Source organism: Mesorhizobium sp. M1142 (assembly GCF_040318565.1).
In the GTDB taxonomy this organism is placed as follows: domain Bacteria; phylum Pseudomonadota; class Alphaproteobacteria; order Rhizobiales; family Rhizobiaceae; genus Mesorhizobium.
Genome location: NZ_JAMYMK010000004.1, coordinates 320,081 through 335,593 on the forward strand (window position 1 = coordinate 320,081; position 15,513 = coordinate 335,593).

Consider the following 15,513-nt stretch of genomic DNA (forward strand, 5'->3'; position numbering starts at 1 on the left):
ATCACGTCCGCGGAATCAAACAGTCTTGCGGGAGGCAAGATTGCGTTGTGTCGCCCAGAATCCCAACATACAAGACGAATTATGATGGATGTCACGCAACCACGCAATGCCATGGACTGGCATGAGCAAGCCTTGGACCTCACACGGGGAATTGCTGCTTATGTCAACTGCCCTCTCGTGGCAGGGCTGGCGCGCGTCATCGCCAAGCATCCGAAGGCCGATATTGCCAACGCCTTCAACCACAAGCAGGTCGCCTGCAAGATGTGGGCGCTCGACAGGCTGTTCGAAAGCGGCGGCGGCCGCTTCGGGCGCATATGGGTTCTGGGTGGATGGTACGGCGTATTACCGGCAATGCTTTTCAACGATGCCCGCTTCGACATCGCGGCGATCGATAGCATCGACATCGATCCTGAAGTCGCGCCGGTCGCCCGGACCCTCAACCGGGAAGCCGGCGACCGGTTCCGGGCGCTGACGGCAGATATGTACGCACTCGACTATGCGGCCGGGCGGCCCGACCTGATGGTCAATACGAGCTGCGAACACATAGCCGATCTGCGCGCCTGGCTTGCTCTGCTTCCGCCGGGCACGAATGTACTGCTGCAATCGAACGATTATTTCAGCGAGCCGACGCACATCAACTGCGTGGCTTCGCTTGCAGCCTTCGAGGCAATGGCGGCGCTACGGGAGGTGCGGTTCTCCGGCGAACTGCCGACAAAAAATTATACGCGCTTCATGCTGATTGGAACTGTTTAATGCATTTCGCCCAAAAGTGCGTAGCGGTTTTGGGACAACGATACGCATAAAAACAGGACTTGAAGCGCGTCGTACGAATCTCACGGACGCTACGCGCGTTAGGATCTATCGTCTGTTTGATCATGAACTTTTCCGAAACCGGGCCCCACATTTAGGGACCATGTTCGATACCGCTCGCGGAGGATTTGCGCCGAGCGACGCGCGCCTTCCAGATCGAGACGATGCGCGGATGGCGTCCGTCCCACAAGCGCCTGTTCGATAGCTTGCGCCAAACCTTCAGGCGTCAGGTCCTTTTCCGTCAGCACCGTTGCAAGACCGAGTTCTTCGAGCATCAGGGCGCGAACCGTCTGTTCGGTTTCCCCGCCGGCTGCAAATGGGACGAGCAGGGAGCGACAACCCGCGCGCAGTACATCGCAGACCGTGTTGTAACCCGCCTGCGAGACTGACAGGCGGGCGCCGGTCAGCAGGCTGGCGAAATCCTCGCGGAACCGGAAGATGGACAGGCCCGGCGTGGCATCGCCTGCGATCGCGTCAAACTCGTCTTTCGGCAGGTTCGGGCCGGTGATCAAACACCATTTCCAAGCGTTGTTCGCATCCCGCGCCGCTGCGATGGTGGAGCTGACAAGGCTCTTTCCGGCAGCCCCGCCGCCAACCGACACCAGAACGTCGAAGCGCTCGGAGGCCGCGGGCGATGGCGGCGCGGCAACGAGCCCGGTGTAGGTGACCTCGGCCCTGATCGCCCCAGCCAATGGAAATGTCTTGTCGATGGTTGCGAAAGCCGGATCGCCGTGGACCATAACAAGGTCGAAATGCCTGTTGATGAGATCGACCGTTTCCTCGTTTCGGCCCGGCTTGACGCGCTCCTGGAGGATATCGCGGACGGACGTCGCCAGCAACGGTCTGGGCGACGTCGCGTCGATGGCCTCGATCAACGGCAAGAGTTCGAAACGCATCTGCCGGCGTCCAAATGGAAACGCCTCGACAATGACGATATCAGGCCTGCAATCCCGGAATGCCTGCAGCAGCATCTCTGAACGCCATTTCTTGAAATCCTCGTCGATCGGGTTGCCTTGCAGGTCGACAAGTCCCGAAAATCCTTCATCACCGGAGGTGACAGGTGGCAGGGTTACAGATTTTACCCCCAGTCCCGGAAACCCGGCGATCGGCGCTCCACCGGTCACGACGGTTACGTCAAACCCGTCATCGACCAGAGCCGCTGCAATGCGGCTGGCGCGCGCGAGATGGCCGATGCCGAGCAGGTGCTGGACATAGAAGAAAGCGCGCAGCCGCTTCATTCGGCGGCCCGCCACTCCCGCTCAAACAGTTCCTTGAGCTGTCCAATGCTTGCCATATGATCGAAATTGCCGCGCACGCGCCGCTCTGCGGCGTCGCCGAGGCGGCCGCGGAGCACGGGATCACGGATCAGGCGTTCCAGCGCCTGTGCCAGGGCAATCGGGTTTTCCGTCGGAACCAGCAAGCCGGTTTCATCCGGCGATAAAAGCTCTGGCACGCCGGAAATATCGGTCGACACGCAGGCAAGCCGCTGGCTAGCCGCCTCCACCAGAACATTCGGCAGACCGTCGCGGTCGCCATTTGCGGTGATCCTGCAGGCCAGGGCGAAGATGTCGGCGCGGCGGTAGTGCTCAAGCACCTCCTCCTGCGCAAGCGCGCCTTTCCAAGAGACGCGATCATCCACACCGAGCTTTTGCGCCAGCGCCTTGAACCGTTCCAGTTCTTCGCCGCCGCCGATATGCTCGAAACGCCACGCCAAATCGCCGGGCAACAGGGCAAGGGCCTCCAGCAACGTATCGTAACCTTTCTTTTCAACGGCGCGCCCGACACTCAGAACGACAACCGGTTCGTCCGGAGCCGAGCCGTCATGCTGCTTTCGCGCCTCATCGAAACTGCCAAAGCGATCAAGGTCGAGCCCATGATAGCTCAGATGCACACACGAGTTGCCGTTAGCGAGTTTTTTCAGACGGTCGAAGCCGGTTTTCGTGCAAGTGACCGTCCAGCGCGCCGAGGAAAGCTTGCCGGCCAGATCCCAGTCCGCCGAAGTCCAGATGTCCTTGGCATGGGCCGAGCAGGTCCAGGGCAGGCCACGAAGCTGGCTGGCATAGCGCGTCACCGATGCAGGCGTGTGCGCGAAATGGGCATGCAGCCAGCCCGCGTTTTCCGGCCATTCGGCCGCCAGCACGAGCGCTTGCCCGAAGCGGCGCGCGCGATTGCGCGTAAAGTCGCGGGGCATATCGGCAGCCAGCGATCCGAGCGCGCGCCAGAAGCCCGGACGCAGCAGATAGGCAAACAGCGAGCGAAACACGCGCAGCGGCTCTTCATGCAGATATTCCGGCAGATAATGGACGGGCGCTTTGATCTCGTCATGCACGGGGTGGCGTTTTTCGTCGGTCGGCCGCCTGAGCGCGACAAGTATCAGGTCGAACCCCGCACGCTCAAGGCCGAGCAGTTCCTGCGCGATGAAGGTTTCGGACAGCCGCGGATAACCCTTCAGAACCACGACGATCTTGCGATGTTGCAACTCAGGTCATTCCTTCAATGACTGAAAGGTGATGGCCGGCCCGCCGGTCGAGCAGTTCCGCGACGATTTCGGAAATATGAGGCAGCCCTTCCAGCGTCAGATGCGGATTGCTCTGCGATGGGCGGGGCCGGTCCGGCAGCGCCTTCAGTGCGTCGGCAAACCGCGGGGAATCCTCGGCTTCTTCCGGCAAAAGCATCTCGATGAGGCCGAGTTCGGCCGCGCGCCGTGCGCGGATCAGTTGTTCCTTTCGGGGCTCGACGCGCGGCACGATCAGCGCCGGCTTGTCGAAAGACAGTATCTCGCAATAGGTGTTGTAGCCGCCCATCGCCACTACCGCCTTGGCGCCGGCAATCAGGTCTTCCATGCGGTTGTCGAACTCGATGATCCTGATATAGGGGATCTTGGACCCCTTCTTGAGCAGCTTGTTGCGCTTGCGCGCCGGCATGTAAGGCCCAAGCACGATCAGGGCCCTATGCTGCAATTGCGGATCCTGCTGATAGGCATCGATGACGTCGTGAATCAGATCGGCGCCGTCACCGCCGCCACCGGTGGTAACGAGGATATAGTCGCCCTCGGGCCGATGGCCGGGCAACTCGTTCCGCTGCAGGCTCCGTTGCAGGAAACCGACGAACCTCATCTTTGCCCTGACAGCCGGCGGCACATCCAAGCCGGTCAACGGATCGTAGAAATCCGGCGGGCCATAGGCCCAGACCTTGTCGTAGAACAGGCCTATCTTGCGCATCACGTCCCGGCGTGCCCACTCTGCTTCGAGCAGATGCGGCGCATCCATCACCTCGCGCAGGCCAAGCACCAGCGTAGTGCCCCGCGTCTTGAGGTAGGACAGCGTGTCCTCAATCTCACCGCGCAGGCCGAGCGGTTCCTTGTCGACGATGAAGATATCCGGCCGGAAGGTCTCGGCCGTGTGGCGGATGATCGACTGGCGCATCCTTAGCGTCTCATGCAGATCGATGTCCTTTTCCAGCGAGGTGTATTCGCCGTTGCGCAGCTTGATGACGCTGGGGATCTTCACGAAGTCGACACGGGCACGGTAGTCGAAGGCGCCAGCGATAGTCGCACCCGAAATGATAAGCACCTGAAGTCCGCGGAAATCCTCAACCAGCGAATGCGCGATAGTTCGGCAGCGCTGCAAGTGGCCGAGCCCGAACGTGTCGTGGCTGTACATGAGAATTCGAGCGTTTTCTGCGTGCTGGGTCATTGTTGAACGTCTCTTAGAATTCTCGCTTTGAGGACCGTGAGCGACCCGCCGGCTTCGAAACCATCCTGGTTTTGAAACATGAGGCCGCGATTTTGAATTTGCATTACTTCTGTGGAATGCCTGTCAGATAGGGCTTTCTGATTGCCTGAGCCCGAAACTAGATGGAGTGGCGAATATCGCCTCGGCGGGAGCGGGCCGAGACTCCCCGTTGTTGTTTTGGGATGAATCGAAGGGGAAAGCGGTGTCCAAAAGATCGGCAGAAGTCATCCCTCTTGATTCCAATAAGCTCCGGTCTCTCCGAACTCGATGGTTTCGGAGCGGTGAAAGCGATTCCGCGATCCTGCCCATATAGTCAATTGCTTGATCGGTATACGAAAGGACAGGGTCGCCGGGCGTCGCACGGCACATGTTGTTGCAGAACTCGTTTCGCGCGCCATCGCTCTCGGTCTTGGGAGACCAAAGGTGCTGCCCATCAATCTCTTGACGGGCGGTCTGATTATGATTCACCGACCAGAACTGAGCCATCTATCGCCCAAGCTAGCCTGAATTTCGCCAGGAATCGAGTGGATGCCAGCGCTCACAACACACCGCCCGCAGCGGGGTGTGTGCAACACCGGTTGCTTGTCGATCGCTATGGCCTCTGGCTAATGCCTTAGCTGGGGCGGTGACGGTACTTTTTGAGACGACCTGAGCGGGCCATCGAACGTCGCGAGGTGCAAAAACCGCTCGATTGGTCCCGACAGTTGGCGAAACCTCAAAATATTTTTGCGACGACTTTAGCCTTTAGAATCAAGAGCGTAATTTTTTGACGGCGTTGAAGTCGCCGCGATCGGGGAAAAAATGCGGCATTTCTCTCCTCCCAGTCCGCCCATTGCTGCAAGCCGACGGCATCAATCGCATCCTGCTCGGCTTAGGCAGGCTGCGAAAGCGAGCGAGGTCTTCGGGCTCCATGGTGTAGACGGCAAGAAAGCGGGGTATGCGGCGGTTTTTCCTTCGTGCTGTCAGAAGCATGCTGGCTGCTTAGACTCTTGGAGGGCCCAAGTCACTGCGCAGTACCACTCTCTAAATGCCCGCCCGCTATCGGGGACGCCGCGCTCCTCAAGGTCCCGCAGTCCGCTGGTCAGTACCTTCGCCGAAGGTTATTGATTTTCTCGGCCGGGTTCTCCTTTCGTGGTGCCGAGGCGGTTAAGCAGATTGAGCGTGATCCTGCCGACATCGTTCATGGCGCCTGCGGCTGGCAGCGCGCCGCACCAGGCAACCGAGCTTGCCGAAAAGATCAAGCCGCCTGCTGCGAGCTTTCGCAGGGTCATTTCGGCGCAGCGGCGGGCGATGCGTTGCGTATCGCCGCCCTCATACCAGCGCGTCGGATCCTGGAAGAAGCTGTCCGGAAATCCCGTCGCCCGCGCGATCACGACGGTGTCAGCGGAAGTGCCGAGGGCTGGATCTGTCGCATCCACTTCGTAGCCCGCGGCACCACCCAGCACGATGCCGTCCGTGCCGAAGGTCGCATTTTCAACGCCTTCGAACAGCCATGCGAATCCTGCTTCACGGCTTTCCTCAGTGCGCGTGAAGGGGCGCGCGCCTTCGAATCCCATCAGTGAGATCGCGCCACCGATCAGCGAGAATTCGCCTCGGCCGCGCGAGCGGAGATAGCCGCCTGGTTCGTTGGTGATCGACAGCGCCTGTTCGGCGACCGGGCCCTCCCAGGTGCGGCCTGCCTCCAGCGGCGAGCGCCGCAGCTCCATCAGGTCGTCCTTGAAAGCCACAGTGGCAGCGAAGCCGTTTCCGCCGAGATAGGCGATGCTGCCGCCTTCGGCCACAAACTGCCGCAGCGCCTGCTCCATCTCGATCGACATATATTCGGGGTGACTGCCGGTGACGACGGCTTGATGTCGACGCAGACCGTCTATGCCGCATTCGTGCAAGTCGTGATCGGTCAGGACGTCAAACATGATTCCATTTCCGTGGCAGAATCGGAGGAAGTGCAGATCGACCGGCAAATTGTGTGGGCAGCCGCAGAGCGGATAGTCGTAATCGTCCCTGAGCGTCACTTTCGGCTTTTTGTAGGAACAGATGGAAACACCGCTAAGGTCGGAATGGTAGTCGTAAAGAGATTTCAGATTGTTGGCGATCGCGAAGCGATGTCCCCGGTCGTCGCCTTTCCATTCATAAAGATGATCCGGGAGATATTCGTCGGCATAAGCGAGATAGGTGGCCGTCGGCACGAGATACAACAGCGGCGACGAGACCTGTGACGAGGTGACGAAGAACACCACGCGTTCGTCGCCACCCTCCCATTCGACCTGGAACGCGTAGACGCCTGGGTGTGCGTTTTCAGGGATCGTCACGCGGTGTGATGCCGGCCACTCAAGCGGGCCGATGTCGTCGTCGTGGCAATGGATAGCGTCGTAGTGCGACGGCACCAAGCGAGGCTCGAAGCTCGATCCGTCCCAGCGTGCCGAAGTCACGCAGAAGGCTGGCTGATTGATCACATCTAGGAGCAGCGGATCTGCTCCGCCCGACGACAGGATCGGTTGCGTTGGTAACAGCGTCGGGAAATCCCAGGCAACAGTCCCCTGTGGGGTGTCGAGCCGGATCGCAGCAAATTTCGCGTTGAGGGTAGGTTCGTGGTTGGTGGCACTTGCGCCGAAATGGATGCCGTGCCCTTGGAGGTTCCACGCCGGGCTGCCAAAACCTTCACGGAGTTCGTAAGGCGCGAGAAGATCATGGGATTTGATGCGCAGACGCGATTGTTCCTGCCGCAGATCCAACTCGACAGTGAGCCACACACCGGTTGGCGCCTTCTTCTCGACAAGGGTTTCGTCACCGATTTCCACGACTAATGCGCCGTCGCGGAGGCGCAGCCCGACGGCGCCTGCCTCCAGGATCGTGCGCGCACCTTCGTTGCGCGTGAGGAACAGCTCAAAACGTATACCGTGGAGGGCTTGTACTTTGGCCAGTTCGCCGGGCCGCACGAACAGGAACGACCCCTGGTCGAAATGCCGACGCCGTGCTTCACCTATTGTTTCGATGGCCCAGGTGAGAAATTCCGGAGCCGGCTTGTCGAGCCGGCAAATTCGTGTGGCCTTTATCGGCCGATCGCATGACAGGCTGAGCTTGATCCGCTGGCCTGCTTTGGCACTCCAGGGGGTGGTATAGCCAACCACGCTCATCGCGTCGTGGTCTACTGCGCGCTTCATATATCCCTCCCGATGAACTCCAGATGGGCTGGGGCGAACCGCGTAGACCGGTCCGATGTCGGCCAATGCGCTGCCGCTCTGACAAGCAGAGTTTCGCATGGCGCACTACAGCCATGATGTACATGCTTGTATAGATAAGCTGCATTCGGATAGTCTCGACGTGATCGGTCCAAGCGCGACATTACCAAGGAGGATGACATGCGCAACGCATCTCTCTTCGATCTGTCAGGCAGGAAGGCGCTTGTAACCGGCGCAAGCCGTGGCATCGGGCGCAGCATCGCCGAGGCGCTCAGCGCGGCCGGCGCCGACGTCGCCGTCACGGCGCGCAGCGTGACCTCGCTCGAGAAGACGATGGCCGCTATCCGCACCGCCGGCGGGGTCGCGCACGCCGTCGCCCTGGACGTCACTGACGTCGACCGGTGCCGGGCGGCGACAGCCGAGGCCGGCAGCCTGCTCGGAGGTCTCGATATTCTCGTCAACAATGCAGGTACGGAAGAGGTCCGGCCTTCACTCGATGTCGACGAGGCCTTGTGGGACAGGATTGTCGATACGAATCTCAAAGGCGCCTTCTTCTGCGCCCAGGCCGCTGCGCGGCAGATGAGAGACGCCGGACGGCCCGGCGTCATTATCAATCTCTGTTCGTTAACTTCCGAGGTTGGGGTTCCCACGGCGGTGCCGTACGGCTCGTCGAAATCAGGCCTCCTCGGCATGACGCGGGCGCTTGCGGCGGAGTGGGCCGATCTTGGGATCCGGGTCAACGCCATTGCGCCTGGCTATTTCAGGACAGCGATGACAGACGTGTTGTACAGCAACCAGGCATGGCAGCAATCGATGCTCGCCAAGATTCCGCAGCGCCGTTTTGGTGATCTCCCGGACCTGCACGGAATCGCGGTGTTCCTCGCTTCGGATGCGGCAGCCTACATAACCGGCCAGTCCATTCCCGTGGATGGAGGCTTTCTCGCATCGATTTGAAGGCTTCAGGGGCTGGAGATGTGTCCCAGAAGTGATCGACAAGCGCTAACCGTAATTGCGTCCTAAGAAAAGGAGCCGCCATGTCTGACGTCAGCTTCCACCGCCTGTCATCCCTCAGTGTCGATCAGCGGTCCAGTTTACTGAAACGCGCAGAAGGAGATCTGTCTTCCTTCATCGAAAAGGTCCGTCCAATCATCAAGGCCGTCAAGGATGAAGGTGACACGGCCTTGCTCCGGTTTGCGCGCGAACTCGACAAAGCCGATGTTGCCGAGGGTGGGCTGAAAGTTTCGGAAGCGGAGTTCGACGCGGCATTCGACAAGGTCGACAAGGATGTCGTGGAGAGTATCCGGTTCGGCATTGAGAACATAAGGCATTTCCACGAGGAGCAGCGCCCGGAAACGATGTGGCTCAAGGAAGTTCGGCCGGGCGCCTATGCGGGTGACCGATACACACCGATTGCTTCCGTTGCGCTTTATGTTCCGCGCGGCAAAGGCGCCTTCCCCTCGGTGACGATGATGACCTCGGTTCCGGCGGTGATTGCCGGGGTTCCCCAGATCGCGATCGTGACGCCTGCGACTTCGGATGGTTCCGTCGACGCCGCGACGCTGGTTGCTGCCCGCATTGCCGGCGTGGAGACCGTGTACAAGTGCGGCGGCGCCCATGCGGTCGCCGCCGTCGCCTATGGAACCGAGACCGTGAAGCCTGCCGTGAAGATCGTCGGGCCGGGGAGCCCGTGGGTGGTGGCGGCAAAGAGCGTGTTGTCCCCGATCATCAACACAGGCCTGCCTGCCGGCCCGTCCGAAGCGATCATCTTTGCCGATGACAGCGTCGACGGCGGCCTGGCCGCTCTTGACCTGTTGATAGAGGCCGAGCACGGCCCGGATTCGTCGGCCTATCTGGTGACGCATAGCCGCAAGGTCGCCGAAGCCGCGTTGATTGCGATACCGGAACACTGGTCCCGAATGAGCGAACAGCGTGTGGAGTTCTCGCGCGCGGTGCTGACTGGAAAGCGCGGCGGCATCGTGCTGACCGAGTCGCTGGAGGACAGCTACCGTTTCATCAACGATTATGCCCCGGAGCACCTCGAGATTCTGTCAACGGAGCCATTTGCGCACCTTGGACGTATCACAGAAGCCGCCGAGATCCTAATGGGACCGCACACGCCGGTGACCCTCGCTAACTTCGTCCTGGGACCCAATGCGGTGCTGCCGACCAGCCGGTGGGCGCGAACCTTTGGACCGCTTTCGGTGACGGATTTCGTCAAGAGATCGTCGGTCGGCTATGTGACCTCGGCGGCCTATCCGGAACTCGCGTTGCATGCCCGCAGGCTCGCCCGCTACGAAGGGTTCAGCTCGCATGAGAACGCGGTTTCGGAGATCCGCGATCGCTATCTCGCCGGCTGAGCGGAAACGATGACGATGAGGGCGGCGCGACTCCATGGACCCGGCGACCTGCGCGTCGAGGATATCGCCGCGCCAGCCGCTCCCGAGCCAGGCTGGGTGAAGCTGAGGGTCGATGCCGCAGGCATTTGCGGTTCCGATCTTCACAACTTTCGCACGGGCCAATGGATAAGCCGGGCGCCCTCGACGGCTGGCCATGAGCTGACAGGCACGGTGATCGCTATCGGCGAGGGCGTGGACATCGTCGCTGTTGGCGACCGCGTGGTCGCCGATTCCCGTTTCTGGTGTGGAGAATGCGCGCAATGCCATGCAGGCAGGCGGCACCTTTGCACGTCGCTGGGCTTTGTCGGCGAGATATGCGACGGCGGATTTGCCGAACAGGCGGTCCTGCCCGCACGCCTGCTGCACGTCGTCGATGCCGCGCTTGACGAACGGGTCGCTGCGATGGCCGAGCCGCTGGCTGTAGCGTTGCACGCAGTGCGGCGTCTGCCGAAAACGGCCGGCTCCGTTCTTGTGGTCGGCTGCGGGACTATTGGCGGGCTTGCCGCACTGCTGCTTTCCCGGACATTCGCAGGTACCGTGCTCGTCGCCGATCGCAACCCTGGCCGATGCGCCCGGGTGGCGCGGGTGACCGGCGCCAGCATCGTCGACTTGAACCGGGACGCCATTGCCGCCGCCACCGCGGATGCCCCCCTGCTTGCTGCCGTCGAAGCGACCGGCAGCATCGCAGCACTCAGCCAGTTGCTCGGCGTTCTCGATGCCGGTGGCACCGTTGCGATGGTCGGCATATTCCATGGGCGCCTCGACATCGATCCCAACATCCTGGTTGAACGCGAAATCGCATTGCTGGGATGCCACGCCTTTGCCGATGAGCTTCCCGACGCCATTCGGATGCTCGGCGAATTGACCGAGCCCATGGTCGAACTGATCGACCGCGAGATCGGCCTGGATGATGTTCCCGCAGCCTATGAGCGGCTGTTGGCGGGGCAGGGCGATGGTTTGAAAACAATCATCCGGATGCGGTCTTCCGGGCGCGTGTGATTTCCGAACGTTGCCGGAAAGGATTTTGAAATGATCACTTTGCCCGATACCGCCAGCCCTCTTTACGAGAAGGTCAAGGACTACATCCTGACGAACATCGGAATGGGCCAATGGAGCAAGGACCGGAAGCTGCCGTCCGAAAATGAATTCGTGGCGACACTCGGCGTGTCTCGTATGACGGTCCATCGTGCCTTGCGGGAGTTGACCTCTGCGGGTTTTCTGATCCGGCTCCAGGGCGTCGGCACATTCATCGCGCCACCTCGACCGCAATCAGCACTGATCGAGATCAACAACATCGCGGCGGAAATTGTCGCGCGGGGAAACAGGCATCGCTCCGAGGTTATCGTGCTCGAAAAGATCACGCCGACAAAGGAGCTCGCGCTTTCCTTCGAGTTCGCAAAACGCGCGCCGGTCTATCATTCCATCGTCGTCAACTTCGAGAACGACCTGCCTGTGCAACTGGAAGAGCGTTTCGTGAACCCGGGCCTGATACCCGACTATGACAAGCAGGACTTTTCCAAGACAGCAACCTACGACTACCTCATGCAGAAAACCCCGGTGACGGAGGTCGAGCACATCATCTCGGCGACCCCTGCCGATGCCGAGACGGCGCGGCATCTGGGCATCGATGTCGGCAGCTGCTGCCTGTTTCTGCATCGCCGGACATGGACGGGCGCCATCGTTGCCACGATCAGCAAGCTGACTTACGTTGGCAGCCGCTACTCGCTTGGCAGCCGGTATTCTCCGTCTAAAAAAACTTGATCGCAGTGAAGCGAATCAGACTCGGAAGGAGGGGTCTAACTTGTATATGCATGTATGTATTTAGCCTTGACATCCGCTATTGCTAACGTTGAAGTGTCGTCGCACTTTCGTTGAACGGGCAGCTAAGATGCCGAGGCACGGTGCCGCAAGAGCAGACGCCGGCATTCTCACCAGGCCGGAGTTTGGTTCAAAAAAGCGGCGTGATCATCAAGGGGAACAAGATGATGCGTAATCTAGCAGGACAATTTCGGGCGCTCGTTATGGCTGCTGCTGTCGGGTTTGCCCCGGCGGCCTACGCGGCCGACACGACAATTCCGGCGACGCCTGAGGCAGGAACGTTCAAGATCGGCATCGAGCCATGGCTGGGCTACGGCCAGTGGCACGTCGCCGAGGCCAAGGGCCTGTTCAAGGCAAGCGGGCTGTCCGACGTGCAGATCGTGAACTTCGCGGAGGACAAGGATATCAACGCCGCCCTGGCGAGCGGCCAGCTCGATGCCGCCAACATCGCGACGCACACGGCTATGGGAATGGTTGCGGCCGGCCTGCCGGTGAAGATCGTGCTTCTGCTCGACGTCAGCATGACGGCAGACGCCATGATCGCCGGCAAGGACATCGCCACCGTCGCCGACCTCAAGGGCAAACAGGTTGCTTTTGAGGAAGGCACGACGAGCGACATCCTGCTCAAATACGCGCTCGCCAAGAACGGCATGTCGATCGCCGATGTCCAGCCGGTTCCAATGCCGGCGGCGGATGCCGGCAGCGCCTTGATCGCCGGCCAGGTTCCAGTCGCAGTCACCTATGAGCCTTATCTGACCGCGGCAAGAGCGCAGAACAAAGACCTCAAGCTGCTCTTCACCGCGGGCGAAGATCCCGGCCTGATCAGTGACGTATTCGTGGTGCGCGACGAGGTGATCAAGTCGCGTCCCGGCCAGGTGCTTGCCATGATCAAGACCTGGGATGCGGCCCTGAAGGCCTACAACGCCGACACGCCCGACGGCCGGGCGATCATCTCCAAGGCGGTCGGGTCGAGCGTCGAAGACCTCAACACCGCCTTTGATGGCGTGCGTTACTATACTCTCGCCGAAAACAAGGATGCGCTGACCGGGGAGTTCTCCACCAAGACATTTGCGGATGTAGAGGCGGCCGCCAAGAACGCCGGGCTGCTGCAGGCGGACGTGACGCCGGAACAGATGATCGACCCGTCATTCGTCAAGGCCGCGAAATGACGAGGGCCGGCTCGCGGTGGTGACGCAAATGTCCGAGCAGCGTGCGACCGAGCCAAGCCCGTCTCACGCAGCGCCGGGGCCGGCGATCAAACAGCCGATGCGCCGTCGCCGATCCTCCGGGATCGGCGCGCCCATCGCACGCTCGCGCTTCCTGATGATAGCAGTGGCCGTCTTTGCCGGCCTCGGCCTCGCCTGGTGGGCGGCAACGGGGCTGGGACTGGTAAAGCCAATTTTCCTGCCGTCGCCGGGAAGCGTGGTGACCCAGCTCGGCAAGCTCTCGGGTGACGGCACGCTATGGCTGGATCTCAGGACCTCGATATACCGTATTTCTGTTGGCTTTCTCATCGCCTCCGCATTGGCGATTCCGATCGGCGTGCTGATCGGCAGCTTCAGAACCTGGGAAGCGGCGATCGAGCCACTTGTGGATTTCATCCGCTACATGCCGGTGGTCGCTTTCGTGCCTCTCTCCATCCTGTGGTCGGGGACGGGCGATGCCCAGAAATTCCTGATCATCTTCATAGGCACCTTCTTCCAGCAGGTGCTGATGATCATGGACAATGTGAAGCGGGTTCCCGCTGATTTCATCGGCCTTGGCAGGACGCTCGGCCTGCCGGATCGCAAGATCCTGACGCGCATCGTCGTTCCCAGCGCCTTGCCAGGCATCTGGGATACGTTGCGCATAAGTCTCGGCTGGGCATGGACCTGGCTGGTGTTGGCGGAACTTGTCGCGGCGACATCAGGCCTCGGCTACCGCATCACCGTGTCCCAGCGCTATTTCCAGACAAACACCATCATCGGCTACATCCTGCTGCTGGGCGTGCTTGGCCTCATTACCGACCAGGTCATGAAGGCACTGGGAAAAGTGCTGTTCCGGCAGGAGGGCCACGTGCAATGAGGCCGGGCCGATGAGTTTGCCCAAACTGCGGATCGAAGGCCTCCACAAAAGCTTCGGCACGGGCGCACGGCGCACGGAAGTGCTGCGCGATATCAATCTCGATCTTGCCGACAACGAGTTCGTCTCGCTGGTGGGCACGTCGGGTTGCGGCAAGAGCACGCTGCTGTCGATCGTTGCCGGACTGCAGGATTTCGACGCGGGAGATCTTGCTATCGATGGTGCGCCCATCCTGCGGCCGGGCCTCGACCGCGGCGTCGTCTTTCAGTCCTACACCCTGCTTCCCTGGCTGACGGCGCAGCAGAACATCGAGTTCGCGCTCAAGGCCGCGGGTCATGACCGCGCGACCTGCCGCAGGATAGCGCGCGAGCATCTCGATCTGGTCAAGCTCCCTCATAGCGCCAATCGCTATCCATCTGAGCTTTCTGGCGGCATGAAGCAGCGCGTGGCCATAGCGCGTGCCCTTTCCTATCGACCCAAAATGCTTCTGATGGACGAGCCCTTTGGCGCGCTCGATGCCTTGACCAGGCATCAGATGCAGGAACTCCTGACGCAGATCTGGGAGGAGCACAGGCTCACCGTGCTCTTCGTCACCCATGATGTGGAAGAAGCCGTCTACCTGTCGGACCGCATCGTCGTGATGGGGATCGGGCCGGGACGCATCATGCAGACCTTCAATGTCGATATCGAGCGCCCGCGCCGGGAAGAGGTCATGGAAACTCCGGCCTTCATGGATTTGCAGCGCCGCGTGCACAAGGCGATCCGCGAGGCTTCTAAACGTCCCGAAATGGTTTAGGCAGGCCACTCATGCGTGTCGGGTCCAAGAGCGGAACCAACGCGGCTGGACGCGGAGGACTTTAGCGTAGAATTACTTACAATCCGCGACCAGCGTAGCGCCCAATCTCGATATCGCGCCATCGCGACCCCTGACCAGGGGAGCAGCCATCGGCATCTTTCTCTTCAAGCTCGAAAAAAAATCTGCAGGACAATGTCGATTTCCTAAACTCCGTTCGTCGTTTCGCTGCCGGTCGGTGAGGCCGGCTCAAACAAGGAGACAGACGATGCGTGTGATGGTGCTCGTGAAGGCTACCGAGGACAGCGAAAAGGGCTTTCTCCCGACGCCCGAGGCGAAAGAGGCGATGGAGGCGATGGGCAGATTTAACGACGAGCTGCGCAATGCCGGCATCTTGCTCGACGCCGACGGCCTCAAGCCCTCCTCGCAGGGCAAGCGCGTTGCGTTCGATGGTCCCCGCCGGACGGTCATCGACGGGCCTTTCGCCGAGACCCGCGAACTGGTCGCCGGTTTTTGGCTCTGGGAAGTCAAGGACATGGACGAGGCGGTCGCCTGGGTGAAGCGCTGCCCCAATCCCATGCCGGGACCGAGCGAGATCGAAATCCGGCCGCTGTACGAGATGGCTGATTGGCAATGGGAATCTGACGCCGGAGGTCACGGAAATCCGTGACCGGACGCGCGAGAAGCGCAGCGGCAACTGAACCTGTCGGCCGCAACCTGCT

The 15,513-nt window shown here is 60.9% G+C and carries 13 protein-coding genes; 9 read left to right on the forward strand and 4 right to left on the reverse strand.

Annotation, left to right across the window (positions count from 1 at the left end; translation table 11 throughout):
* The first annotated feature begins 84 nt into the window (after nucleotides 1-84).
* Nucleotides 85-753 carry a class I SAM-dependent methyltransferase gene (locus NKH42_RS09940; protein ID WP_352702090.1) on the forward strand — a complete coding sequence of 223 codons (669 nt, stop codon included), beginning with the start codon at nucleotides 85-87 and terminating at the stop codon, nucleotides 751-753.
* Nucleotides 754-851: 98 nt separating this feature from the next.
* On the opposite strand, the gene NKH42_RS09945 is transcribed toward NKH42_RS09940, so the two are convergent.
* The 4 genes from NKH42_RS09945 to NKH42_RS09960 all read right to left on the reverse strand — a co-directional run bounded on the left by NKH42_RS09945 (nucleotide 852) and on the right by NKH42_RS09960 (nucleotide 7,705).
* Nucleotides 852-2,048, reverse strand: coding sequence for a glycosyltransferase family protein (locus NKH42_RS09945; RefSeq protein ID WP_352701985.1), 1,197 nt, complete (start codon nucleotides 2,046-2,048; stop codon nucleotides 852-854).
* Complete coding sequence (locus NKH42_RS09950; RefSeq protein WP_352701983.1) at nucleotides 2,045-3,289, reverse strand: glycosyltransferase; 1,245 nt, start codon at nucleotides 3,287-3,289, stop codon at nucleotides 2,045-2,047. The genes NKH42_RS09945 and NKH42_RS09950 overlap by 4 nt, the downstream gene beginning before the upstream one ends.
* A 1-nt stretch (nucleotide 3,290) precedes the next feature.
* A complete protein-coding gene (locus NKH42_RS09955; RefSeq protein ID WP_352752089.1) occupies nucleotides 3,291-4,505 on the reverse strand; it encodes a glycosyltransferase family protein in 1,215 nt (404 codons plus the stop codon).
* Nucleotides 4,506-5,644: 1,139 nt separating this feature from the next.
* A complete protein-coding gene (locus NKH42_RS09960) occupies nucleotides 5,645-7,705 on the reverse strand; it encodes a N,N-dimethylformamidase beta subunit family domain-containing protein (RefSeq protein ID WP_352506837.1) in 2,061 nt (686 codons plus the stop codon).
* 198 nt (nucleotides 7,706-7,903) lie between these two features.
* On the opposite strand from NKH42_RS09960, the gene NKH42_RS09965 reads away from it, so the two are divergent.
* From NKH42_RS09965 to NKH42_RS10000, 8 genes are all read left to right on the forward strand, one after another.
* A complete protein-coding gene (locus NKH42_RS09965) occupies nucleotides 7,904-8,677 on the forward strand; it encodes an SDR family NAD(P)-dependent oxidoreductase (RefSeq protein ID WP_352506836.1) in 774 nt (257 codons plus the stop codon).
* Between the two features lie 80 nt (nucleotides 8,678-8,757).
* Nucleotides 8,758-10,080, forward strand: coding sequence for a histidinol dehydrogenase (hisD, locus tag NKH42_RS09970; protein WP_352506835.1), 1,323 nt, complete (start codon nucleotides 8,758-8,760; stop codon nucleotides 10,078-10,080).
* A 15-nt stretch (nucleotides 10,081-10,095) separates the two neighbouring features.
* Nucleotides 10,096-11,118 carry a zinc-dependent alcohol dehydrogenase gene (locus tag NKH42_RS09975; protein WP_352506834.1) on the forward strand — a complete coding sequence of 341 codons (1,023 nt, stop codon included), beginning with the start codon at nucleotides 10,096-10,098 and terminating at the stop codon, nucleotides 11,116-11,118.
* 30 nt (nucleotides 11,119-11,148) lie between these two features.
* Nucleotides 11,149-11,880 (forward strand): histidine utilization transcriptional repressor HutC, encoded by a 732-nt coding sequence (gene hutC / locus NKH42_RS09980; protein ID WP_352506833.1) that lies wholly within the window; start codon nucleotides 11,149-11,151, stop codon nucleotides 11,878-11,880.
* A 224-nt stretch (nucleotides 11,881-12,104) separates the two neighbouring features.
* On the forward strand, nucleotides 12,105-13,106 hold the full coding sequence (locus NKH42_RS09985) for an ABC transporter substrate-binding protein (protein ID WP_502895563.1): 1,002 nt from the start codon (nucleotides 12,105-12,107) through the stop codon (nucleotides 13,104-13,106).
* Nucleotides 13,107-13,203: 97 nt separating this feature from the next.
* Nucleotides 13,204-14,001: an ABC transporter permease gene (locus tag NKH42_RS09990; protein ID WP_254818910.1), complete on the forward strand. Its 798-nt coding sequence runs from the start codon at nucleotides 13,204-13,206 to the stop codon at nucleotides 13,999-14,001.
* A 10-nt stretch (nucleotides 14,002-14,011) separates the two neighbouring features.
* Nucleotides 14,012-14,794 carry an ABC transporter ATP-binding protein gene (locus tag NKH42_RS09995; protein WP_352506832.1) on the forward strand — a complete coding sequence of 261 codons (783 nt, stop codon included), beginning with the start codon at nucleotides 14,012-14,014 and terminating at the stop codon, nucleotides 14,792-14,794.
* 265 nt (nucleotides 14,795-15,059) lie between these two features.
* Nucleotides 15,060-15,461 carry a YciI family protein gene (locus tag NKH42_RS10000; protein ID WP_352475767.1) on the forward strand — a complete coding sequence of 134 codons (402 nt, stop codon included), beginning with the start codon at nucleotides 15,060-15,062 and terminating at the stop codon, nucleotides 15,459-15,461.
* Nucleotides 15,462-15,513 lie beyond the last annotated feature (52 nt).